This is a genomic window from Marisediminitalea lipolytica (assembly GCF_001758465.1).
GTDB lineage: Bacteria > Pseudomonadota > Gammaproteobacteria > Enterobacterales > Alteromonadaceae > Alteromonas > Alteromonas lipolytica.
In genome coordinates, this window is the sequence record NZ_MJIC01000010.1 from 684,610 (window position 1) to 709,184 (window position 24,575).

The window sequence follows — 24,575 nt, forward strand, 5'->3', positions numbered from 1 at the left end:
TTTATTACACTGATTGCTAAGTAGTGTTGGTTAGCACCCCTAAGACAGTGATATACTTTTATTAATTTGAAGTATCAGCATAGCGTTTTTCGGCTGCTTCATCACGTATTTCACTAAAACATTATAATAAGAGGACATCGCGAATGGCCGAGACTGAACACCGTCCGACCAACTTTATCCGTCAAATCATTGATAAAGACCTCGCTAACGGGGTACACACCAGCATTAAAACGCGTTTTCCTCCAGAGCCAAACGGGTTTCTGCACATCGGACATGCGAAATCGATTTGTCTGAATTTTGGGATAGCAAGAGATTACAACGGTACCTGTAATCTGCGTTTTGACGACACTAACCCGGCCAAAGAAGATATCGAATACGTTAATTCGATCCAGCAGGACGTTAAGTGGCTGGGATTCGACTGGGACGGTGAAGCTCGTTATTCATCGGACTATTTCGACCGTTTACATGGCTATGCCATTGAACTTATAGAGAAAGGTCTGGCCTACGTGGATTTCAGTACTCAAGAAGCCATGCGAGAGATGCGCGGCACCCTGACTGAACCAGGTACTAACAGCCCTTACCGGGACACCAGTGTTGAAACCAACCTGGCTGAATTTGCCAAAATGACCGCTGGCGATTATGCGGAAGGGCATTGCTGTTTACGCGCAAAAATCGACATGGCTTCGCCGTTTATGTGTATGCGCGACCCGGTCATTTATCGCATCAAGTTTGCTCATCACCATCAGACCGGCGAAAAATGGTGCGTCTACCCGATGTACGATTTTACCCACTGTATTTCTGATGCGATTGAAGGCATTACGCATTCATTATGTACGCTGGAGTTCCAGGACAATCGTCGTTTATATGACTGGGTTATCGAAAACATCACCATAGACTGTACGCCTCATCAGTATGAGTTTTCGCGTCTTAATCTGGAATACACGGTGCTGAGTAAGCGTCGACTGATTCAACTGGTTGAAGAAAAACACGTTGCTGGTTGGGATGACCCGCGTATGCCTACCATTGCGGGCTTGCGCCGTCGCGGCTATACGCCAGGTGCCGTAGTTGAGTTTTGTCAGCGTATCGGTATTACCAAAATGGATAACATGGTGGAAATGAGCATGCTCGAAGCCTGTATCCGTGATGACCTGAACGTCAACGCACCACGTGCGATGGCTGTGCTCGATCCCATTAAACTGGTTATCGAGAATTTTCCCCAAGGTGAGAGCGAAACACTGGTGGCACCAAATCATCCTAATGATGAAAGTATGGGTACGCGTAACCTGTCTTTTGGTCGTGAAGTGTGGATTGAAGCCGACGATTTCCGTGAGTCTGCCAATAAGAAGTTCAAGCGTCTGGTACTGGATAAAGAAGTGCGTCTGCGTAATGCTTACGTGGTTCAGGCCAACCGCGTGGAGAAGGATGCCGAAGGGAATGTTACCACGGTTTACTGTACCTACGATCCTGACACACTGGGCAAAGACCCGGCCGATGGTCGCAAGGTAAAAGGCGTTATTCACTGGGTCGATGTGGCCAGTGGTGAAGCGGCTGAGTTCCGTTTGTATGACCGTCTCTTTACGGTGCCTAACCCTGCCGCTGAAGAAAACTTTGTTGATGCCATTAACAGCGAAAGCCTGATCATTAAAAAGGGTTGGGTAGAGCCGGGCTTAGCGTCCAGAGTACCGGAAGTAGGTAGCTGGCAGTTTGAAAGAACCGGTTATTTCTGTCTGGATAAAGACAGCAGTGATGCACAGCTGGTGTTTAACCAAACCGTGGGTTTGCGAGACACCTGGGCTAAAATTGGCGATTAAATAGCCCGTTAGCTGTGATATGAAAAAGCCCCGTTATGCGGGGCTTTTCGCGTTTATGGGCTTACAGCTACAAAGCCTATTTGGGTTGGCAATCAAAAGATTCGCCGTTTACGTCCTTACTGTCTTCACCCATCAGGTAAAGATACAGCGGCATAATGTCTGCCGGTGTTTTCAGCGTTTCTGCATTTTCTGCCGGAAAGGCTTTAGCACGCATTGCAGTGCGGGTTGCACCAGGATTTATACAGTTAAAACGCAGTGGCTTGTTTTTGTACTCGTCGGCCAGCACCTGCATTAAGCCTTCAGTGGCAAATTTTGAGACCGAATAGGTGCCCCAGAATGCCCGTCCTTTGCGTCCCACCGACGAGCTGGTAAAAATAACCGAGGCAGCGGCGGATTTCAGTAACAGCGGTAACAACGGTTGCAGCATGTAAACACTGCTGTTTACGTTAACCTGCATTACTTGCTGCCATTCATCAACCGGAATCTGCACGAACGGGCTCAGGTGGCCTAATTTTCCGGCATTAAATAAAATTCCGTCGAGCTGACCAAACTGATCGCCAATGGTATTTGCCATATCCTGGTAGTGCTTGGGCGTAGCGCCGTTTAAATCCAGCGGCACAATGGCTGGCTCCGGCGCACCGGCAGCGACAATCTCATCATAAACCGCTTCGAGTTTACTCACGGTTTTACCCAGTAATATACAGGTAGCACCATGGGATGCGTAGGTAATGGCTGCCTGTTTGCCAATACCATCGCCAGCGCCGGTAATCAGAATGGTTTTACCGTTTAGTAAATTATCCGGTGCGATGTAATCGTTCATAAATCAAGTTTCCTGCTAAACTTTCTCATCATACCCAGCATTATGGGGCAAAAGTGCTGTGATGATACAAATATCCTGTTTTATGTAAACCGATTCTTTTGCGTTGACGCAATAAGCGTAGAGGAATAGTCGATAAACTGGCTATTCAGGTGATGTTTACGGAAATGACTAACAAAAAGTTAACAATATTTTGCAAATTCCGCGTAAAGAAAATAATATGTGTTGAGTAACTGGTCGTACTTGTTTGAATTTTGCTCGGCTTTCAAGGCATTAAGCCTTTTTATTTGCTGCCGGACCAATCAGACACCAGAATAACAATAATCCGTATTGTAGGGAGATATAATGAAAAAACTAATCCTTAGCACCAGTGTGGCCTTGGCACTGGGGTTAGCCGGTTGCGGTGGTGGTGAATCCATTGAAGACATTAACAATCAGACCGAAGTCGAAACCCCGTTCTCACGTATTGTCTTTGATCCGGCAAATGGCGACCTGAATATTCCTAACGATCTACTAATGCTACCTGGTGACGACGGCTTTTTTGATTACACCTTAAATATCCCGGTGGCCGATCCCAGTGATTTTGGCGATCCGCAAAATGCGCTGAACATTATCGACGGCTGGTCAATTCAGCATCCTTTTGCCATCAATGTAGACACCGCTGCCGGTGTTGCTCTGGATGCGTCAACACTGTCTGCCGGTATTTTGTTATTTGAGGCCACCCTGGGTCTGGATCAAAGCGATCCGGATTGTGCCGACGCAGCTATTCCATCTTCGGGATGTAAACTCGGTGATCAGTTAACCTATGGCGTTGACTATGTATTATCCCTGGCGGATGACAATACCGTTAATGTTGTGCCGTTAAAGCCGCTTAAACCGGCAAAAGGGCATATGCTGGTAATGACCACCGCACTAAAAGATACATCGGGTAAAGCCGTGCAAGGCTCAACTACCTGGGATTTGGTGCGTCAGGATATTAGCACTTCACCATTGGCCACAGAAGATCAGTTGACCCTGCAAACCCTGGTAAATTCCTATATCACGCCGCTGTTAGGGGCTGGGTTTGAACGGGAAGAAATTACCTATGTAGCCGCTTTTACCACGCAATCTACTTTTGACGTGATGAGCACGCTTAAACAGCTGATGGTGGCTGACCTGGTTACCATTTTAACCACAGGGGCGGGCAACCCGGCGTCAGCCTTGCCGGTAATTCAGGTGCAGGATGCTACCGGACCAGACAATGCCATGGAAGCGCTGAACCTGATTAACGATGAGACGCTGGCCGGGGCACTATCTTTGGCCAAAGCCGGTCAGTCTGCACAGATTCAGGCTGCCATTGATGCGACGGATTTTAGCCTGTTACAAACCTGTGATGGTATTTTTGGCACGCTGACGGGCCAGTTAAGTGCTTACTGGGGACCAATGGAAACTGTTGCGACAGGTCTTTCGCAGTCATTTGCTGCCGAGGCCGGTCCATTTTGTGCGGCGCAGCGGTATACCGGCTCTGTTTCCCTGCCTTACTACTCGGCGGTGCCGTCTATGACTAATCCGTTAGCGCCTGTAAATGATTTTTGGCATGCTGCCTGTGACAGTGGCATCGTACTGGCCGGTGCGCCGGCTGAGGTGCTGGGCGCTGCTACGCCGGGACCAAATTACGCGCTGTGCAGCCAGGCAGGACTGGCAGACTTACGTTTTAATGGTGAGATGCTTGATAGCCACCGTAACCTTACGCGCTTTAGTCCTATTCCACAGGTAACTGTGGCAGACAATCAGCTGGATGTGCAGGTAACCACACCTGATCCGGTAATTGCTACAGCGTTAGGATTTCCCATTAGCAAGCCAGCTGATGGTTGGCCGGTCGCTATCCTGGTGCATGGTATAACCAGTAAAAAAGAGGATATGCTGGCCATTACAGGTACGTTAGCGCTGCACGGTATTGCATCCATTGCTATTGACCTGCCGCTACACGGCAGTCGAGGATTTGATGTTGATGGCGACGGAACCGATGATCTTAACGCCAGCAGTGTTTCCGCCACGCATTATATGAATCTGGGCACGTTACCTGTAGCCCGGGATAATCTGCGTCAGGGTATGGCTGATCTTCTCGGATTACGTCTGGGCCTGAATGCAGTGGCAGATTTAACGGCTTCCCAGGCTGTTGATTTAGATAGCAGTAACGTTTCAGTCATGGGGGTCTCTCTGGGGGCGATTAGCAGCGCTAATTTTGCAGCGTTGGCCAACTCCACTCTGGGCAACCCTGTACTGGACGCAATGTTTGCGGTGAAAGCTGCATCACTGGAATCTGCCGGCAGTGGTATAGCCAACTTCCTGTTGGAGTCGCCCAGATTTGGTCCGTTAATTAAAGCCTTGCTGCTGAGTGAATCTTCTGATGAGTTTGTTGCTTATGTGGGGCAAACCTACGGCGCCGATGCGACGGAAGCGCAGTTGGCCCAGGCTTACGTGGACTTTACGGCGCTGATGAGTGCTGAGCAGGCCGCAGCAGCGGCGGGTTTATTCTCGCAGTTTATTTTTGCTGCCCAGACCATTCTGGATGCTGCCGATCCATCGGCTTATGCCGCTACTCTGGGCGCGAACACGCCAGTTCATTTTATGTCTGTTGTTGGCGACGGTGGTACCAATTTACCTGATCAGGTGATACCGGTAGATACCGCTTTACCATTGTCCGGACAGAACCCGCTGGCAGCGATGATTGGTTTACAACAGGTATCGTCAACCATCTCTCTTGCGCCGGATACGGTTAGTGGTCAGGTACGCTTTACCAGTGGTGGCCACGGTTCAAGCCTGAGTCCCGTAGCGGATGCTGCGGTCACCCGGGAAATGCAGCTGGAAGTAGGTGGATATTTTAAATCTAACGCTCAGGAACTGCCCATTACTAATGAAGCGGTGGTAGCCAATTAACAATGGTGCCTTAAGGACCTTGTTAAACCTGAAATGAAAAACCAGCCAGGTAAGGGCTGATAATAGAAACGGGATCGATAAGATCCCGTTTTTCTTTTTTAATCAAGCTGTAAACCATTAAATCCTATACCGAACGGTTCAGCATCAAGGTCAGAAGGATTCAGATCAGCTCCGAATGGTGCTGTAACATAAAGAACCCCTGGTATGCCCTGGGGAATCTATTTTGAATTTGAAGGAAACATTGTGAACGGCCTTGGAAGGCAAGTTAAGCCTAGTATAAAAAACCTAATTGGAAACCGGTAGTGGTCGTGTGAAGGCATAGTTTAAAAATACTCGGTGATTGTCCACTTTTTCGGTGTCTAAACCGTGTTTTGCCTTTGCAACAAAAGGTGAGTCTTCTGGCTAGTATTATTTTAATTAAGTGATATTGAGATTAGATCGAAAAGCTGAAGGTGATATTCAGCAAGCGTTCTGAATTATCTAGCGTACTAATATTGCTACTAGTACGCTAGGTGAATTTATCTGTATTTAAGCGCGTTTTTTACGACGCATCATTACAATACCTGCAAGTCCCAACAGCATATATACGGAATTTGTTGGTGCGCTTACGTTAACCTGTGGAGTTGGGGTCTGCTGCAAAATTGATGCACTGCTCAAGAACACTTCAATATTCTCCAGCAAATCTAACTGGCCGTTAGTGTGCCAGTTTACATCCATCATTACCACCAAGCGGCCAGCGTCGCCTACTAAGTCATCCATATCCCAAGCCGCCGCATTAGTCACATTAGTTGCTGTAGAGGCAAATACATTATTAGCTAGGACACCTGAAATCCCACCACTTGCGTTAGGAGACCATGTAGTCACTGTATTTGGCAAATTAGCTAGATTACCAACCACGGTTGGATTAATGTAGCCTACTGAACCAGCATCACCCAAGCCCCCAATTTGTACGGTTGGCGCGTCTAAAACACCATTCACAAAACTTGTTAAACTCGAATTCAATGTTTCGCAGCACGGGCGCTCACCGGTTAAATAAAGACCGCCGCCGCTAGCAAGGTAGTTACTTAATACCGTTTGTTCACTTGTTGATAGTGGGTCAAATGCACTGATTCCCCAAACAGAATCATACACGCTTAAATCGCCGTTAATATTCGTTCCAAATGTGGTAACTGTGTGGCCAAGAGACATTAGTTTATTCGCGACTGTATTTTTTTCACCGCGATCACCGAACAAAGCGATAACGCTCGCATTCGCTGTTTGGGATATAAAAAGCGTAAAAAATAGCGATATTGCTAATCTTTTCATGGTTTTACTTCCTTTCTATGTACACATGTTTTTAGTATCGATTAATATAAATGTTGCATAGCAATAATTGGTCCATTTTTTTAAGTGTTTATTTTGTATTCACTTTTTATTTTTACACTTTCACGAATGTAAAAAAAATTGACAATTTACGAATTATATTCAAAAAGATATCGATTATGAGCGTTTAAGAGTTAAAGAAAGCCATTAGGGAGTTATAAGCCGCATAACTTTGCTCGCGCTTGGAAAAAATGCTAACAACGAAACATATCGCGATTGAAATCTTCGAAGAAGCTTTCAAACTAACAGCTAATAATAAAGGAGAAAGTTTATTTCAAACAGCCTGAGTGAATTCCGGACAAGTTCAGCATCCTGTCTAATCCCTGAAACCAACCTTGTCATCCCTGAATCGCATAGCGATATCAAGGATCTCCTCAAAAGACTGGCTCATTAAATACAAACTTTTTCGCTTATCTTAAAAAACCATTGGAAACGGGCTTATAATCAGGTGTAAGGTATTGTTATCACAAAATTATGTTGGGATTTCAGGGATGAATAAGACGGCGTGTTACTGTGAATTCTCGATAGCAAGCTGTTACGTGCTACAAGGAGTTTAACTAATGAAAAAGTTTTCGATAGTGTATTTCGTTACCCTTTCATCTGTAGCCCTATCGGGGTGCACTACGCTCGATAGTGAGTCTTTGGATTTAGAAAATATTGTTGTCAATTCTGTCTTGCCAATCATTACAGGTGTCAAAGTTTACAGAGGTAATCGGTCTCAGTGCAATCAGCTTAAGATGCAGTGTCCTGCATCAAGGTATAACGAGCACACTCTTAATGGCGAACTCAGATGTTCCTGCAGAAATTGAATTTTTGATTGGAGCAAGCATCTTTTTTTAAACTAATCGGCACAGAACAAATAAATTATGGCGTGAGCCAAAACACGCTTTGATGATAAAACGCACTCGAATTCGCCATTATTGACTTCGCTTTTGCGCCCCGTATTTGTGCCCTTTCTCTATTTCCGCTCGAAGGCTTCCGGGACACAACAGTCACCGCCGCCAATGATACCGCTCCTCAATTTGTTATCAGCCTAAGCCAGGCTGGCCATTTTTACATCTGCTTACGACACAACAGCCGGGGGAGTGGCATTGTGTGTCGTCACGGCAGGCGATCGCTGGTATGATTCAGCAAGAAAAATCAGACAGACCATAACACAAGAGGCATTTGTGGAATTCTTATACGAATACGGACTATTTTTAGCTAAAGCCGTCACCCTGGTAGCGGCAATTGTTATCATACTGGCGGTTGCGGCGGGCGCTGCGGCCAAACAAAAACAAGGTAAAGGCCAGTTAGAAATACACTCTATCAGTGAGCAGCTAAAAGATATCACCCATTATGCGCAGCAAGTTACCCTGGATAAAGCCAGTCTGAAAAAACTGGCTAAAGAACAGAAGAAAAAGCAAAAAGAGAAGAAAGAACCCGCTGATGATGCCGGTAAGCTTTTTGTTATCGATTTTAAAGGCTCCATGGACGCCCATGAAGTTGAAAAGTTACGCGAAGAAGTTACCGCTGTGCTGTGTATCGCTACGGACAAAGACGAAGTACTGGTAAAAATTGAGAGTGGCGGTGGCGTGGTACATGGTTACGGACTGGCCGCAGCGCAGTTACAGCGGATCCGTGATAAAGGCCTGAAACTAACCGTCGCCGTGGATAAAGTGGCGGCAAGTGGTGGTTACATGATGGCCTGCGTAGCAGACAAGCTGATTGCCAGTCAGTTTGCTATAATCGGCTCTATAGGCGTGCTGGCGCAGTTACCTAACTTCCATAAGCTGTTAAAGAAAAATGATATCGATTATGAGCAACACACCGCCGGTGAATACAAACGCACTCTGACGGTGTTTGGTGAAAATACCGATGAAGGCCGCGAAAAATTCCGGGAAGAACTGGAAGCCGTGCATGTGATGTTTAAGGACTGGGTCAGTACTAATCGTAAGGATCTGGATATCGCCAAGGTAGCCACGGGTGAATACTGGTATGGCAGTCAGGCCCTGGCCCTGGGCCTTGTAGACGGTATCAGTACCTCTGATGATTACATTATGGGCGTGTACCCTGAGCGGGATATTTTTGCTGTTAAGTTTATGCAAAAGAAAAACGTGGCAGAAAAATTAGGTATGTCCTTTGCGCAGGGGGCCGAGCGAGCGCTAATGCGTATGGTGAGTCAACTACCACAGTGGTTTAAAAAGTCGTAAATGAGCAAGCAAACCAAAACGCGAATTATTGAAGCCGCCGAGCAACTCTTTGCCTTGCAGGGATACGGCCAAACTTCAATGCGTGAAATCACCGCCAGAGCAGATGTTAATCTGGCGTCGGTTAATTATCATTTTGGCAGTAAGAAAAATCTGATCCAGGCATTACTCAAACGTTATTTTGATGTCATGATGCCGCAAATTGATACCGCCCTGGAAACCCTTATTCCCAGCGTTGGCCGTCGCGGTGTGGATCAGGTACTGCAGAGCCTGAAGGGGCCCTTGCTAAACCTCAACGAGGTTCAGCCCAATGGCACCGAAATGTTCGTGCAGTTACTGGGTAAGGGTTATACCGAGTCACAGGGCCATTTACGCCGGTTTATTATGGGTAATTACGGCGACACCGTGCATACCATTCTTGCCATGCTGCGTACCGCATTACCAGCAATCCCGGCCGATGAGCTGTTTTGGCGATTACACTTTGCTATTGGCAGTTTTGTCTTTTCCATGGCGTCAAGCCAGGCCTTAAAAGATATTGCCAAAGCGGATTATCAGCAGGACATTGACATTGCCGATGTTATCGAGCACTTGTTTCCCTTCGTCGCCAAGGGGATCAGTGGCGATGGCTACCAGAACGAGTTTTAAACCATGTTAACCAATCAGTTAGTCAGCTATCTTAATCAGGAGTTACAGGTAGCTGCCATCAAGGATTATTGCCCTAACGGCCTGCAAATCGAAGGACGGCCGGTTATCGAGCACCTGGTCACCGGTGTTACGGCCTCTCAGCAACTTATTGATGCGGCCATTGCGGTGAATGCGGATGCCATTCTGGTCCATCACGGCTATTTCTGGAAAGGGGAAAGTGAAGTCCTCACCGGCATGAAAAAACGTCGCATTGCTAGCCTGCTGAGCCATGATATCAACTTACTGGCCTACCATTTACCCATTGATGTGCACAGCCATTGGGGAAATAACGCGCAATTAGGCAAAGTATTTGAACTGGAAGACATCGAGCCGCTGGCTACGGTCAGCCCAGCCGGCATTGTCTATCAGGGTAGGACCAACACAACCCTGGGCGAGTTTGCTGCCTTGGTAAGCAATAAACTTGGCCGTGATTTGGTGGTTTGTGAAGGTGACACTCAAAAGTCAATTGGTCTGGTTGCCTGGTGTACCGGTGGTGGCCAGGGTTTTATTGAGCAGGCTGCTGCTGCCGGCTGTGATTTGTTTATTAGCGGTGAAGTATCTGAGCAAACTATTCATGTGGCCAGGGAAATGGGGATCGCGTTTATTGCCGCGGGTCATCATGCTACCGAGCGATATGGCGTTAAAGCCGTAGGCGAGCATCTTGCTGAAGAGTTCGATTTAACCGTTACCTTCATCGATATCGATAATCCGGCCTGAGGTCATGGCGTTGAAAGATCAGTCGTTTAACGGTCTGGCCCATAAGTTTAACCGTAACATTTACGGCACCACCAAGGGCCAGCTCAGGCACACACTGTTATGTGAAGTACTCAGCGAGTCGCTGTCAGGTTTACCACCGCAACGCATTATTGAACTGGGCGGCGGTACCGGCGTGATGTCTGCTTTTCTGGCCGCGCAGGGGCACCATCTTACCCTTACCGATATTTCTGAGGAGATCCTGGCTCTGGCCCGTGAGCAACTGGATAGCGCCATTGATATCCGTCAGGCCGATTTGTTCTCGGTCAATGAGCTTGGCGACTTTGATGTAGTGGTATGTCACGCGGTACTGGAATGGCTGGCACACCCCTTTGACGCACTGGCCCATCTTGGCACACAAATGGCCCCTGGGGCTAAACTCAGCCTGACGTTTTTTAATCGTGATGCGGCGCTTTTCAGTAATGCCATTTATGGCAACTTTGACTACATCGCCCGCGGTATGAAAGTAAAAAATCAGGTCCGTTTAAACCCCCAGCAACCGCTGTCACCGAAAGTGGTTATTGACCGGTTGGAGCAACTCGGGTTTAGCATTAAATCCATGCGAGGGATACGTTGCTTCCACGATTACCTCAGGGACAAGGACATGGCAGCCTCCCATTATGAAGAGCTACTGGCGTTAGAGCGACAGTACTGCACGCAGGAGCCGTATCTGTGGCTCGGCAAGTATTTTCATCTGTGGCTTGAAAAAAACTAAGGCCGCACTCAGGGTTTTACCACAAAGCGCTCTTTACTTACTTTACCCGTATGCCAGGAAACAATGTTATCCAGTGTCACACCGGCAATTTGGGTCAGGGCCTCAGCGGTAAAAAAGCCCTGATGCCCAGTGATCAGCACATTATGAAAGGTTTGCAGGCGTTCAAACACATCGTCCTGAATAATTTCACTGGAATGATCGTGAAAAAATAACTCTGATTCCATTTCGTAAACATCCAGCCCCAGATAGCCAATCTTATGTGTTTTTAGCCCTTTGATCACGGCATGAGTATCTATCAGGCCGCCACGAGAGGTGTTTATCAGCATCACGCCATCACGCATTATCGCCAGTGACTGCTCGTTGATAAGATGGTAGCTCTGTTCATTGAGCGGGCAGTGCAGGCTGATAATATGGCACTCAGATAACAGGGTGTTCAGTGAGGTGTAAGTAGCCCCTGTTTCTGTTAGCTTTTCGTCAGTGTAGGGGTCGTAACAATAAATTTCACAACCAAATCCACTGAGCAAACGGACCAGCGCGGCGCCAATATGACCGGTGCCAACCACACCGACCTTTTTACCATGTAAGGTGAAGCCCAGCAGACCATTGAGGTTAAAATTACCTTCTCTGACACGATTATAGGCTTTATGGGTTTTGCGATTGAGGGTCATAATTAACGCCAGCGCGTGTTCGGCCACGGCCTCGGGGGAATACGCCGGTACCCTTGATACGGCCAGCCCTAAGTCGTTTGCCGCGTCGGTATCAACATTATTAAAACCCGCGCATCGCAGCGCAACATGTGTAACGCCCTGAATTTTAAGGTGCTGTAGAATCGCTCTGTCCAGTTCATCGTTTACAAATGCGCATACCACATCGGCTTGTTGACACAGTGACACGGTTTTATGGTCCAGCTGCGTTGCAAACGTTGTCAGCTCAATTTGCTGACAAAGCGGGTGCTGTCTGAATGATTCAATATCATATTGCTGTGCGCTGAACATCGCTACGCGTGGAAGGGTCATAGGATTCTCAATCGGTAATCTGTGTATTTCTAATAGTATTATCCTGTCCAGAACCGTCAAGTTTAGGTTATTCGTGATAGCCGCGGGCATGTTACAATAAACGGCTAAAAGCAGTCATCGCAATGGAGAATAAAACAATGAAAGTCAGCTTTATCGGTTTGGGTGTCATGGGGTTTCCTATGGCCGGTCATCTGCAAACCAACGGCTACGATGTGTGTGTCTACAATCGCACCAGTGCCAAAGCGTCTGATTGGCAGGCTCAGTATCAGGGCCGTATGGCTGCAACACCGGCTGAGGCCGCCAGCGGGGCCGATATGGTGTTTGTTTGTGTGGGCAACGATGATGATGTGCGTCAGGTTGTTTATGGCGAAACCGGTATACTGGCCGGACTTGCTGCGGGTGCACTGGTGATTGACCATACTACGGCTTCGGCAGAACTGGCCAGGGAACTTGCAGAGGCCTGTAGTAAACAGGATATTGGCTTTCTGGATGCACCGGTATCCGGTGGACAGGCCGGCGCCGAAACTGGTCAGTTAACCATTATGGTGGGTGGTGAGGAAACCGACTACGCCCAGGCACAACCGGTAATGGATGCCTATGCCCGCCATAGTCAGTTACTTGGCAAGCATGGCAGTGGTCAGTTAGCTAAAATGATGAATCAGATCTGCATTGCCGGGATTGTTCAGGGTCTGTCAGAAGCACTACATTTTGGCCAGCAGGCGGGCTTGGACTGTGCTGCTGTGATTGATGTTATCAGTAAGGGCGCGGCCCAATCGTGGCAAATGGAAAACCGGGCTGCCACTATGATTGACGGCAAATACGAATTTGGTTTTGCTGTGGACTGGATGCGTAAAGACTTATCGATTGCGCTGAACGAAGCGCGCCGTAATGGTTCTACCTTAGCGTTAACAGCACTGGTTGATCAGTATTACGCCGATGTACAGAAGCTTGGTGGCGGACGCTGGGATACGTCCAGTTTATTAACCCGGCTACACCAGAAATAAGATTAACGCGGATGGGTGCTGTGGCTGGCCGCGTGCAGCACCTCGTTAATCTGAGCGTACTGCCTTTTCAGGCGGGCAAAGCGCTGTTGGTTACTTTCCGTTAGCTCACTCTGATTAATTTGCAGCACTAAATCCCGCAATAGCAGGTTGCGATAGCTGGTTTGTTTTTCTACCAACAGCGTTTGTAACATGTTCAGCGCTATGGCCGGCACCTCCGGCTGCAGTTGTAACGCATAGTAAAAAGCTGCCAGTGCTTCCTGATAGGCTTGCTGAATAAACAGCTTCTGACCTTTCTCGTTAAATACATCTGCCCGACTGGCAGCCAGTCCTGATTCTTGCTCAGCACTAACAAGCCGGCTTTGCAGGGTTTGTTGTTCGGTGGGCATTTCGCCGGTATCACTTTTTTGTTTGGCGAAATCCATAAGCTGAACAGCCAGGGTTTCATTGTCCAGCGCACTGTACACCCGCGCTGCGGTAATCAGCGTGTTGGCAGAGCTGCGGTTAAATACCTGCATATGTTCCCGTTGGGTAAGGCTTTCGGCTTTATCGGGTTGATCTTCCAGTATGTAGCTATAGGCCAGCAGATAATCGTGGCGTTGCCTTATCTGCGAATCGCCATTGCTGCGGGCGGCAACACCAGCCAGCTTTCGCGCCTGGCTTAAACTTTCAGTACGGTTACTGGCCGGACTGTTTTGTGCAATGCTCAGATAAAATTCCGCCAGTTCAAATGTAAACTCATCAAACCGTTCTTTGGTTGAGCGATTGTATTCACGCTTTTTTTGAAGCAAATCAATACTCTCTATTGCCCGGTTTTGCTTCTGATAAGTCATGGTTTTAAGGCGCGTGGCCGGTAAACTTAAATCGCTGTCCTGAATATGGTCCAGGTAATATTCGGTTTTTTCATAGGCGGCTTGTTCGAATGACAGACACGCCAGCCATTCAAATGCTTTATCCCGGGTAAGCAGGGTGTCGAGCATGGTATCCAGAGACGTCTGGCAATCTGGCCAGTTGCCCATCAAAAACTGACACTTCAATTTGCCCCATTGTGCCCATAATACTTTATCGGACTGTTGTAACACCTGCTGGTAAATTGTCAGTGCATCTGCATATTGATGTTGTTGAAGTAACAGGCGGGCCTGTAGTTTTTCCAGATCCGACTTTACCCTTGAAGACTGGGGCTGACTCAGTTGATTTTTCAGGTAGGCAATCGCTTTGTCGCACAAGCCATCATCAAGATACGTCAGCGCGCGTCCTGCCTGGCGCCGGTACTCCAGATAATGCTTTAATCCCCGTTGCAGAGAGTTAATGGTATAGGGTTTTAATAGCAGCAGATCAGGGTGGATATCGATTATCTGACCAATAGTTTGGGGCATACGATCGGCGGTTAAAAATATAATGCCGGTACTTGGCCGTAAAAAGTCAGATTGTCTTAATGATTGTACCCACTCCACGCCGTTGCGGCGCTGACCCAGATGAAAATCAAATATGAGCAGCTCGAAATGCTGCTTGCGCAACACATTTTTGAGTTCGCCGCCGGTACTGAAGCTGGCGACCTCTAAATTTCCCATGTTTATAAGATGACTACGAATGGTGGTTCTGGCAGTTGCATTATCCTCGATAATTGCAACTCTGAGCTTTTGTACCATTCGTGCACCGTTAAACCTGATTGTTCCCTGACTATTAGCATATTAGCAGGGTTCTGAAATTTAAAGGGCAAATTATCAAATAGGTATGTAATCGGATAATTTTGTCACAAATAATTTACATTTACTTTCGATTCTTTTACTTACCTTACGTTTACGTAAAGGGAGTCCTGTTATAGCGTTAGATCAAACAACGACAGAGAATCAGACGGTAATGCACAACGTTAAACTTTTCATTGATGGTGAATTTAAAAACTCAGCCAGCCTGAACCGGATACCAGTGACTAATCCGGCCAGCGCGGAGATTATTGCTTATGTCCCCGATGCCCTGGCAGAGGAAGCCGACCAGGCAGTAGCAGCGGCGAAAAAAGCGTTTCAGAGCTGGAAAGCGGTGCCGGTGACAGAACGTGCCCGGGTAATGATGCGCTACCAGGCAATTCTAAAACGTGAACAAACCCGGATTGCCAGCGTACTGGCGGCCGAAACCGGCAAGGTCTTCGATGATGCTATGGGCGACGCCTGGCGAGGGATTGAAGTGGTAGAACAGGCCATGAATGCACCGGGCATGATGATGGGTGAAACGGTGGAAAATGTCGCCCAGGGTATTGATACCTACAGTATGATCCAACCTTTAGGCGTGTGCGTGGGCATCACACCGTTTAATTTCCCGGCGATGATCCCGCTATGGATGTTCCCGCTTGCCATAGCGTGCGGCAATACTTTTGTCCTTAAGCCGTCAGAACAGGATCCGCAGACGCCTATGTTACTGGCCGAACTCTTTGTTGAAGCCGGTGCACCACCGGGTGTGCTCAATATCATTCATGGCGGACGGGAGCGGGTAGATCAACTTCTTCATCATGATGATGTGGCGGCAGTTTCGTTTGTCGGCTCAGTACCGGTAGGACAACATGTTTATCGTACGGCTACCGCCAATTTAAAACGCGCGCAGTGCTTTGCCGGCGCTAAAAATCATACGGTAGTCATGCCAGACGCCAGCAAAAACCACGTTATCAACAATCTCGTCGGCGCTTCAGTTGGAGCGGCTGGCCAGCGTTGTATGGCCATTTCTGTGGCGATTTTTGTTGGCGAGTCCCAGCAATGGATAGATGAACTGGCACAGGCTATCGCTGCGGTTAAACCGGGGCTGTGGAACGATAAAGAGGCAGGATTCGGCCCGCTGATCAGTGCGTCAGCAAAAGAGCGTGTTGTGGCGCTGATTGAGTCCGGCAAAGCGCAGGGGGCGACTTGTCTGGTTGATGGCAGCGATTTTACCGTAGCAGGCTATGAACAAGGACACTGGATAGGACCGACGGTATTTCGTGATGTCACCACAGATATGCGTATATACCAGGAAGAAATTTTTGGGCCGGTGCTGTGCTGTCTTTGTGTTGACTCTCTCGATGAAGCTCTCGCTATTGTAAACGCTAATCCGTACGGCAATGGCACATCAATCTTTACTGCCAGTGGCGCTGCTGCCCGTAAATATCAGTCTGAAGTGAGTGTGGGGCAGGTGGGTATAAATGTGCCTATTCCGGTTCCTTTGCCGTTTTTCTCTTTCACCGGCTGGAAAAATTCGTTCTTCGGTGATCTGCATGCCTATGGTAAGCAAGCGGTGCGTTTTTACACTGAAACCAAAACCATTACCTCGCGATGGCCGGAAGACAGCATTCCAGCCGGTCCAAACCTGACCATCAATTTACGTTAGGAGGCGTTGTGGATTTTAATTTAACTGAAGATCAGCAGGCATTTGCCGATGTGGCATCGCAGTTTGCCCGCCAGGCATTGGCCCCCTTTGCAGCAGAGTGGGACAAAAACCATATATTTCCCGTGGATACGTTAAGACAGGCAGGCGAGCTGGGCTTTTGCGGTTTGTATACACCACAGGCGGATGGCGGACTGGGCCTAAGCCGGTTAGATTCTTCAATTATTTTTGAGCAGCTTGCAATGGGTTGCACCGCTACTACGGCGATGTTAACTATTCATAATATGGCCACCTGGATGCTGGCAAGTTATGGTCGTGAATCGGTAAAAAACGCCTGGCTGCCTGATCTGGTGAGTGGTAATAAACTGGCATCTTACTGCCTGACCGAACCTGGTGCTGGCTCTGATGCTGCCAGCCTGATGACCCGGGCAGAAAAACAAGGCGAAACATATACGCTAACTGGCGCTAAAGTGTTTATTTCCGGCGCCGGCAGTACGGATGTGCTGATCGTGATGGCACGTACCACGAATGAAGGCGCTAAAGGGATCTCAGCGTTTGTGGTTCCTGCCAATGCGCCGGGCATTACATACGGTAAACCCGAAGAAAAGATGGGCTGGAATGCTCAGCCAACCCGCATGATCTCCTTTGACAATGTGGTTGTTCCGGCTGATCACCTGCTCGGCGAAGAAGGCCAGGGTTTTACTTTTGCCATGAAAGGGCTCGACGGCGGTCGTATTAATATTGCAACCTGTTCCATTGGCACTGCACAGCAAGCCCTGAATACGGCGCGCAACTATATGCATGAACGCCAGCAGTTTGGCAAGCCACTGGCTGCCTTTCAGGCCCTGCAGTTTAAACTGGCAGATATGACCACCGAATTAGTCGCCGCCCGCCAGTTAGTCAGGCTGGCCTCCTTTAAGCTGGATCAAAATGATCCGCAGGCTACCGCCTATTGTGCGATGGCCAAGCGATTAGCTACCGACGTGGGTTTTATGGTGTGTAACGAAGCGCTGCAAATCCACGGCGGTTACGGCTATATCAAAGAATATCCTCTTGAACGTCATGTCCGGGATGTCAGGGTGCATCAGATTCTTGAGGGGACTAATGAAATCATGCGGCTCATTATCAGCCGCAGCGCACTGCAGGAAGGCAGTGAACTTGTTTAGGAGTGAACCGTGACTGAAAAACTCAGGATAAATCTCATCCCGACACAATGCGGCCGTTTTGTTGGCCATGTTGAGCTGAATAAACCAAAAGCACTGAATGCACTGGATCTAGACATGGCCAGGGCTATGCAGGCGCAACTCGATAGCTGGCGTAATGACGAATCTGTGTTACTGGTCCTTATCAGTGGGACAGGAGAGAAAGCGTTTTGTGCCGGCGGAGATATTGTTTCGATGTATCAGTCGATGCAAACAAACAAACAGGAAATCCCGGATTTCATCAGCGAATTTTTTACCCGGGAATATCGCCTCGATTACACTATTCATAGCTATCCTAAACCTGTCATTGCCTGGGGTGAGGGTATTGTTATGGGCGGTGGTATTGGCTTGTTAGCCGGTGCCAGCCATCGCATTTTTACTCCGGCGACCCGCCTTGCCATGCCAGAAATTACCATTGGTTTGTATCCCGATGTCGGGGCCAGTTATTTTCTGCCACGCGCCCCCGGGCATACCGGACTATTTCTGGGCTTAACCGGTGCATCTGTGAATGCAAGCGATGGCTTGTTTGTGGGACTGGGTGATTATGTTGCTGCTTCGGGCGCTTTGCCCAACCTGATTAAAGCCCTTGGGGCAAGGTCCTGGCGAGATAGCGATATTGCCAGTCAGCTTAGTGAGCTTTGCCAGGCAATGAGCGTCGCCGAAGATGAGCTCCCTCCGATGGTATTAGCGGCTCATCAGTCAACCATAGATGAAAGCCTGGGGCCTTGTAACAGTGCGCCAGAGGCGGTAAAGGCTATTTTGTCCATGCCAAGTGCTGACGATGAGTGGCTGGCAAAAGTGCAGCACTCATTGCGTCAGGGCTCACCAATTACCATGCATCTGGTGTGGGAACAAATACAGCGTGGCCGGCATTTGTCGCTGGCAGAGTGTTTTAAAATGGAATTGATCATGTCCTGTCGGTGTGCTGAATCCGGCGAATTTGCTGAAGGCGTCAGGGCGTTACTTATTGATAAGGATAAAACGCCGCACTGGCAATTCAGCCGCGTTGAAGAAGTACCCGAGGCGGTAGTGAAGCGGCATTTTGCCAGCCCGTGGGAAACACATCCGTTAACACTAACCGGAGAAGAATAATGACACAGATCGCCTTTATCGGACTGGGTAATATGGGCGCACCAATGGCCCGTAACCTGTTAAAGCATCAGCAACAAGTCATCGTGTTTGACCTGGTTCCAGCCGCCGTAGATGCGCTGGTTAAAGCGGGAGCTACACGCGCAAATTCGCCGCAGCAGGCGGTAGCAACTGCCGATGTGGTGATTACCATGTTGCCCACGGCTAATCACGTTAAATCGCTGTATTTGGGGGATGAGGGATTACTGACCAACGTGCCCGCACACTGCCTGTTAATCGATTGCAGTACGATTGACTCAGGTAGTGCTATTGAAGTGGGCCAGCAAGCTCGGAAGATGGGACTGGCATTTATCGATGCGCCGGTTTCTGGTGGTGTCGGTGGCGCGGCGGCGGGCACCCTGACGTTTATTATGGGCGGCGATACCGCAGACGTTGAGCGAGCCAGACCGATTTTGGCGCTGATGGGCGCAAATCTCTTTCATGCTGGCGCACTTGGCGCAGGGCAGATTGCCAAGGTCTGCAACAACATGCTGTTGTCTGTGCTGATGGCTGGCACCTCAGAGGCTTTGCAACTGGCCATCGCTAATGGGCTTGATCCAAAAGTCATGTCGGACATTATGCTACAAAGTTCAGGCTGCAACTGGAGTCTGCAAAAGTACAATCCGTGCCCGGGCGTCATGGATAATGTGCCCTCCAGCAATGACTATAATGGTGGCTTTATGGTTAAGCTGATGAATAAGGATCTGACCCTTGCTATGGATACCGCGGCGAAAGTTGGTGCTGCTACGCCAATGGCGTCTGCAGCACAGGCTTTGTACCGGTTACATCAGGCTCAGCAAAGCGGCAATGGCGAAAAAGATTTTTCGAGTATTTTTACCTTGTTTGCGAAACACTGATTTAATGATAAAAGGCTTTGATACGAAAAAGGCAGCCTGAGCTGCCTTTTTTATTACTGAGAAAAACGGGTGAGGTGCTTTATGGCCCGGCTAAGCAAGTCCACATTGAGCGCATCGTCGCTGCGCATCTCGTTACTGATATGGGTAATATCGTAACTACCATTACTTAACACGTCGATTCGCTGATCGGCGTAAATCACCACAATTTTTTCACCCGAGGTACTCACCAGCCAGTCACGTTTCGGTGCCAGCAGGTTCTGACCCGTTGAGTAGTACTGGACCGGCGCACTGCATCCTAAAGCACTAAGCAGTGTCGGCACTAAATCTTCCGTACTGGCCAGTTCACTCGTTACCGGCAGGTTGGTGTATAAAATGCCTTTGGGCTGCTGATATCCGCTGGCAACCATAACCAGCGTGTTAGTTAAATCACTGCGCTGCATTAACTGGCTGATGGTGGCGCCGTTGGCGAAGGCTATCGTAATGTTAGCCGAACCAGTAATACGTTCACTTAGCTGAACATGAGTAAACTGACGTTGCAGCTGATTGTTAGCGCCGGCATAAATCTCGGTGCTCAGACCGTAAGCTTCACTGAGACCCGACAGCACCGGTTGCTTGCTCTTCAGGCTTTGTTGATACAGCTCTGGTACGGCATAGAGTGTACTTGTCAGCAGACCATCCAGTGAGGTAGAGGTAGTAAAGTAATTATCAATATGGCGCAGGTCGGCTTCTTTCATCAACTCACTGATATCACTATTGTCAGTTTGAATAAGCAGCATTGCCTGTTTATCTGACTCCAGTGCACAGTAAACCGGATCAGACGGGTAGTTAACCTGGTGAATGTCGGGGTCAAACTGCAATTGTTTACGCTGCTCGTAGCGTTCTATATCCAGTAAACCGTATCGCGACATAGTGGTTTTAGCGGTGGCCGGGTAGGACAGCGGGAACATATTATCCTGCTTGATGATCGGCTGATAAAGCTGGGCGTCGGCCCATACATGGATGGCGTGGCCAGCTACAAAGCACACCACAAAAAAGCTCACAACACGGCGTCCAATACGATAATTGATCAGACGGTCAATGCGTTTCCAGACCGCGTTAGCCAGAATTAACTGAAAACCAAACCACACAACAAACAATAACAGCAGATAAAGCGCCTGTTGCCAGCCAAACTGAAATAGCGGTGACTCAGCTTCATTTTTTATTAAAAATGCGGAGTTATGACTTAAGTGGAAACCGGTGCGGTTATACAGCAGCGCGTCAAAGGCCATTAACGCCAGCCCTAAGGCTGATACTACAGAGGCTATGGTTTTAATTACCCGTTGCGACACATCCAGATAACACAGTGGCAGGATAAATATTACAAAGCCGAAAAAGGTCAGAAAACTAATATGACCAAACCAGTTGGCGAACAGGTAAAACGTACCCAAAGCGGTCCCCGGTGCGGGTGACGAGATCACAAACACCGAAGCGATAATAATGGCAATAACAATGTTGGCCAGGGCAAACCAATGCCCCCAGTTAACCAGTTTGGTAACCCGTTGACGCCTGGGTGATTCAGCTAAAATCATGAGTGTCAGGCCGTTCCTTTCACACTTTTAACCAGTACACTGGCAAATTGCTCAGCCATCGCCTGGCGATTTGCCGGCGGTACCTGATGTTCAAAAATATGGGAAATCACATTTCCCAATACCATTAAAGAAAGATCACGACTTGCACCGTGTTTTTCGAGTACCATAATAACGTCGTTCATCAGACGTTCGAATTCAGCATCACTGTATCGGCTTTGTTGGGGCATTTTACGCCTCTTATCGTTAAATCGCTTGAAAAAGCAAAGTTTTTGGCAATAGAGCGATTATAATCGTTGTGCATCTGATAACAATCATTCATTCAAAAAACTGCATCATTCATCAACAAATTGGACACTGGTAATTCATGAGTATATTGATTCATCATTTTGTTGTGCATCAGCTTATCGTTAATAACGAAGGTAAAATGCAACTGATCCCACGGGAAGGCTGTCTGCCCGTTACCCCGGCGCTGGAACAACTAGGCCAGCAATTACATCACACCTTTGTGAGTAAACCGGGTAAGGGCGTTGGTCACTTTATCGAAGCAGAACAAGAAGATGGTAGCTTTGCTCAGTCCTTAAATGGTTATATTGCCCATCACGAAGCGTCGCCGTCAGACAGTGATACGGTATTTCTGCCGTTTACCAAAAGCGCGGGCGATCTGTTGTTAAAGTCGCTGGTGGATACCGGGCAGGTAGAAACCGGCTTTGTTTTGTTTGTGCATTATGAATATCTGGCTACCCAGTATTTGTTGGTTACCTTGTTAAACACCAAGGCGCACGTTGAAATTAATCAACAGCTGGAATTAAGTAGCCGCGAGCATCTGGATTTAGCCAAAATGCAGCTGGCAGTGCGGGTCGACCTCACCCAATACCGTATTCAGCCCGAGCAGGAACGCTACATCAGCTTTATCAAAGGTCGCATGGGCCGCAAAGTGTCTGACTTTTTTATGCAGTTTGTCAGCTGCGAAGAAAAAGTCGACGTGAAGCAACAGAATAAACAATTAATCAGTTCTGTTGAAACCTATCTGGCCAGCGAAGGACTTGATGCAGAAGAGAAAACGGCTCACCGCGACGAAGTGTCTAACTACTTTAAACAACAAATCGAAAGTGGTGACAGTATTAAAATCAGTGAATTGGCGGAAAAGCTCCCCCGTGACGAAGACAGTCAACGGGACTTTATGCAGTTTACCCAGGGGCTGGAAACGCCAATTGAGCCGGAAGTGCAGCCAGATCCGGCAGCTATTCGACAACTGGCCAAATTCAGCGGTCAGGGTGGTGGCGTTTCGTTAAGTTTTGATCGTAAATTACTCGGTGATCGCATTATTTATCACCCGGATTCCGATACGCTGACGATTAAAGGCATTCCGCCTAATTTAAAAGACCAGCTTAAACGAAATGGCTAAGCCAACTTAAGCGCTACAGTAAGCTTAAGCAGACTGTTATACTGACAGAAAGTAAGCAGCACAGCCGTTAATGTGCTGCCAGAATAAAAGATAAAACGAGAAACAATGCAATTATTTGTAAACGACCTGACCGTCATGGATTTCTCCTACCTGTGCCCGCAGCGTGGCATGGTAGGCGAGAGCTGGATTGTGGATGTGCTGCTCGACGGCACCTTAAATGAAGAAAGCATGATCCAGGACTTTGGCGTAGTAAAGAAAAACCTTAAACGCCTGATAGACGGTTATATCGACCATAAACTGCTGGTACCGGCAGAATGCGAAAGCGCGTTTATCCGCCACGATGAAAACACCGAGCAGGTGGAAGTGCGTTTTGATTTAGGCGCTGACAAGGCCATACAGATGTATTGTCCGGCGGAAGCCTACGCCTTTATTTACGCGCCTACCATTACCATGGAATCGGTGAGTGAATATTTGCGCGAGGTCATTGCCACCCATTTACCGGATAACGTGGATAACCTCACCATTAAACTGCGCACCGAGGTAATCACTACACCGTTTTACCACTACACCCACGGTTTAAAGAAGCACGATGGCAACTGTCAGCGAATTGCCCATGGTCATCGCTCGCGGGTAGATATTATTACCGATGGCAAGACCGATCTGGATAGCGAGGCTTATTGGGCAAACCGCTGGGAAGATATTTATATTGCCTCCAGGGAAGACCAAATTGAACCTGACGCATTACAGTGTCAGCATAAACTGGTCAGTTATGCAGACCATGTGTGCTTTGCCTATGAAGCGGCGCAGGGCTATTTTGAGATAGTGTTGCCAGCCAGCATCTGTGAAATTATTGACACTGACTCCACCGTAGAGTGTTTAGCGCAGCATATCTATAACGAGCAAAAACGCCGAATACCGGCGCAATCCTGCTGTGTGATGGCCTACGAAGGCGTGGGTAAAGGGGCCATGGTTGGTGATTAAGTTTTCCCGCTGGTTGCTTGCTGTTTTCTGCCTTACTACCACGGCTCAGGCACTGGAACTGCAAGGCGAACTGACACAGGGCAGTTTATTGCGTAGTGAAGTACCCGCCGGCGCCTCGGTGTGGCTCGATGACAAACCGGTAAAGGTGCTGGCTGACGGTAAATTTGTTATCGGTTTTGGCCGCGATGCCGAACTTACCCATGTTCTGCGCTGGCAGTTACCGGGCGAACCTGCACAAACCAAAACAATCACACTCAGTGCCCGTGAATACCCGACGCAGCGAATCGAAGGCGTGCCTCAGGCTATGGTCACACCGCCCGAAAGTGTGCTGGCAAGAATTAAAGATGACAACTGGCGGGTAGCGAAAGCCCGTAAAACCAGCAGCGAACTCAGCTACTTTGCCAATGAATTCAGGTGGCCGGCAGAAGGGCCGATCACCGGAGTTTACGGCAGTCAGCGTATATTTAACGGTGTGCCAAAGCGCCCGCATTATGGCGTAGATGTTGGTGCCCCTAAAGGAACAACGGTAGTTGCCCCGGTAGGCGGCATAGTCACCCTGGCAGAGCCGGACCTGTATTACTCTGGCGGTACGATTATTATCGACCATGGCCTTGGGGTAAATTCTACTTTTTTGCACCTGAGCAAACTCACGGTTAAAACCGGCGACAAAGTTACTCAGGGGCAGAAAATAGGGGAAATCGGTGCTACCGGCAGAGCGACCGGGCCCCATCTGGACTGGCGGATTAACTGGTTTAGTGAACGCCTGGATCCGGCACTGTTAGTACCGGCCCGGTAGATATCAGACTAAGCGCGGCTTAA

20 protein-coding genes are annotated in these 24,575 nt (G+C 48.4%); 14 read left to right on the top strand and 6 right to left on the bottom strand.

Features of this window, described 5'->3' with window-relative positions; translation table 11 throughout:
• Positions 1 to 143: 143 nt before the first annotated feature.
• On the top strand, positions 144 to 1,811 hold the full coding sequence (glnS, locus tag BFC17_RS08520) for a glutamine--tRNA ligase (RefSeq protein ID WP_070176010.1): 1,668 nt from the start codon (positions 144 to 146) through the stop codon (positions 1,809 to 1,811).
• 76 nt (positions 1,812 to 1,887) lie between these two features.
• Here glnS and BFC17_RS08525 read toward each other — a convergent pair whose 3' ends face one another.
• Positions 1,888 to 2,631: a YciK family oxidoreductase gene (locus BFC17_RS08525; RefSeq protein WP_070176011.1), complete on the bottom strand. Its 744-nt coding sequence runs from the start codon at positions 2,629 to 2,631 to the stop codon at positions 1,888 to 1,890.
• Between the two features lie 342 nt (positions 2,632 to 2,973).
• On the opposite strand from BFC17_RS08525, the gene BFC17_RS08530 reads away from it, so the two are divergent.
• Complete coding sequence (locus BFC17_RS08530; RefSeq protein WP_070176012.1) at positions 2,974 to 5,547, top strand: VolA/Pla-1 family phospholipase; 2,574 nt, start codon at positions 2,974 to 2,976, stop codon at positions 5,545 to 5,547.
• A 528-nt stretch (positions 5,548 to 6,075) separates the two neighbouring features.
• Here the strand turns inward: BFC17_RS08530 and BFC17_RS08535 are convergent.
• Positions 6,076 to 6,852, bottom strand: a complete 777-nt coding sequence (locus BFC17_RS08535; protein ID WP_070176013.1) for a hypothetical protein — start codon at positions 6,850 to 6,852, stop codon at positions 6,076 to 6,078.
• A 1,226-nt stretch (positions 6,853 to 8,078) separates the two neighbouring features.
• On the opposite strand from BFC17_RS08535, the gene sohB reads away from it, so the two are divergent.
• The 4 genes from sohB to BFC17_RS08555 are packed head-to-tail and all read left to right on the top strand — an operon-like array spanning position 8,079 to position 11,250.
• Positions 8,079 to 9,101 (top strand): protease SohB, encoded by a 1,023-nt coding sequence (sohB, locus tag BFC17_RS08540; RefSeq protein WP_070176290.1) that lies wholly within the window; start codon positions 8,079 to 8,081, stop codon positions 9,099 to 9,101.
• Positions 9,102 to 9,743 (top strand): TetR/AcrR family transcriptional regulator, encoded by a 642-nt coding sequence (locus tag BFC17_RS08545; protein ID WP_070176014.1) that lies wholly within the window; start codon positions 9,102 to 9,104, stop codon positions 9,741 to 9,743.
• A gap of 3 nt (positions 9,744 to 9,746) precedes the next feature.
• On the top strand, positions 9,747 to 10,499 hold the full coding sequence (locus BFC17_RS08550; RefSeq protein ID WP_070176015.1) for a Nif3-like dinuclear metal center hexameric protein: 753 nt from the start codon (positions 9,747 to 9,749) through the stop codon (positions 10,497 to 10,499).
• A gap of 4 nt (positions 10,500 to 10,503) precedes the next feature.
• A complete protein-coding gene (locus BFC17_RS08555; RefSeq protein WP_070176016.1) occupies positions 10,504 to 11,250 on the top strand; it encodes a methyltransferase in 747 nt (248 codons plus the stop codon).
• An 8-nt stretch (positions 11,251 to 11,258) separates the two neighbouring features.
• Here BFC17_RS08555 and BFC17_RS08560 read toward each other — a convergent pair whose 3' ends face one another.
• Positions 11,259 to 12,266, bottom strand: a complete 1,008-nt coding sequence (locus BFC17_RS08560; RefSeq protein ID WP_070176017.1) for a 2-hydroxyacid dehydrogenase — start codon at positions 12,264 to 12,266, stop codon at positions 11,259 to 11,261.
• 122 nt (positions 12,267 to 12,388) lie between these two features.
• Here BFC17_RS08560 and BFC17_RS08565 point away from each other — a divergent pair, with 122 nt between their 5' ends.
• Complete coding sequence (locus BFC17_RS08565) at positions 12,389 to 13,270, top strand: NAD(P)-dependent oxidoreductase (protein WP_070176018.1); 882 nt, start codon at positions 12,389 to 12,391, stop codon at positions 13,268 to 13,270.
• Between the two features lie 2 nt (positions 13,271 to 13,272).
• On the opposite strand, the gene BFC17_RS08570 is transcribed toward BFC17_RS08565, so the two are convergent.
• Entirely contained in the window at positions 13,273 to 14,916 is a 1,644-nt protein-coding gene (locus BFC17_RS08570; protein WP_070176019.1) for a response regulator, read from the bottom strand.
• 211 nt (positions 14,917 to 15,127) lie between these two features.
• On the opposite strand from BFC17_RS08570, the gene BFC17_RS08575 reads away from it, so the two are divergent.
• The 4 genes from BFC17_RS08575 to mmsB are packed head-to-tail and all read left to right on the top strand — an operon-like array spanning position 15,128 to position 19,802.
• Positions 15,128 to 16,618: a CoA-acylating methylmalonate-semialdehyde dehydrogenase gene (locus tag BFC17_RS08575; RefSeq protein WP_070176020.1), complete on the top strand. Its 1,491-nt coding sequence runs from the start codon at positions 15,128 to 15,130 to the stop codon at positions 16,616 to 16,618.
• An 8-nt stretch (positions 16,619 to 16,626) separates the two neighbouring features.
• Complete coding sequence (locus BFC17_RS08580) at positions 16,627 to 17,781, top strand: acyl-CoA dehydrogenase family protein (protein WP_070176021.1); 1,155 nt, start codon at positions 16,627 to 16,629, stop codon at positions 17,779 to 17,781.
• Positions 17,782 to 17,790: 9 nt separating this feature from the next.
• Complete coding sequence (locus BFC17_RS08585) at positions 17,791 to 18,909, top strand: enoyl-CoA hydratase/isomerase family protein (RefSeq protein ID WP_070176022.1); 1,119 nt, start codon at positions 17,791 to 17,793, stop codon at positions 18,907 to 18,909.
• A complete protein-coding gene (gene mmsB / locus BFC17_RS08590) occupies positions 18,909 to 19,802 on the top strand; it encodes a 3-hydroxyisobutyrate dehydrogenase (protein ID WP_070176023.1) in 894 nt (297 codons plus the stop codon). Before BFC17_RS08585 ends, mmsB begins: the two co-directional genes overlap by 1 nt.
• Before the next feature lie 53 nt (positions 19,803 to 19,855).
• Here the strand turns inward: mmsB and BFC17_RS08595 are convergent, their stop codons facing one another.
• Both BFC17_RS08595 and BFC17_RS08600 read right to left on the bottom strand, forming a co-directional pair.
• A complete protein-coding gene (locus BFC17_RS08595; RefSeq protein ID WP_070176024.1) occupies positions 19,856 to 21,370 on the bottom strand; it encodes a DUF3413 domain-containing protein in 1,515 nt (504 codons plus the stop codon).
• Between the two features lie 5 nt (positions 21,371 to 21,375).
• Positions 21,376 to 21,597, bottom strand: a complete 222-nt coding sequence (locus BFC17_RS08600) for a YejL family protein (protein WP_070176025.1) — start codon at positions 21,595 to 21,597, stop codon at positions 21,376 to 21,378.
• A gap of 137 nt (positions 21,598 to 21,734) precedes the next feature.
• On the opposite strand from BFC17_RS08600, the gene yejK reads away from it, so the two are divergent.
• The 3 genes from yejK to BFC17_RS08615 all read left to right on the top strand — a co-directional run bounded on the left by yejK (position 21,735) and on the right by BFC17_RS08615 (position 24,552).
• Positions 21,735 to 22,775 carry a nucleoid-associated protein YejK gene (gene yejK / locus BFC17_RS08605; RefSeq protein ID WP_070176026.1) on the top strand — a complete coding sequence of 347 codons (1,041 nt, stop codon included), beginning with the start codon at positions 21,735 to 21,737 and terminating at the stop codon, positions 22,773 to 22,775.
• A gap of 105 nt (positions 22,776 to 22,880) precedes the next feature.
• Complete coding sequence (locus BFC17_RS08610) at positions 22,881 to 23,756, top strand: 6-carboxytetrahydropterin synthase (RefSeq protein ID WP_070176027.1); 876 nt, start codon at positions 22,881 to 22,883, stop codon at positions 23,754 to 23,756.
• Complete coding sequence (locus BFC17_RS08615) at positions 23,749 to 24,552, top strand: M23 family metallopeptidase (RefSeq protein ID WP_175439550.1); 804 nt, start codon at positions 23,749 to 23,751, stop codon at positions 24,550 to 24,552. The genes BFC17_RS08610 and BFC17_RS08615 overlap by 8 nt, the downstream gene beginning before the upstream one ends.
• Positions 24,553 to 24,575 lie beyond the last annotated feature (23 nt).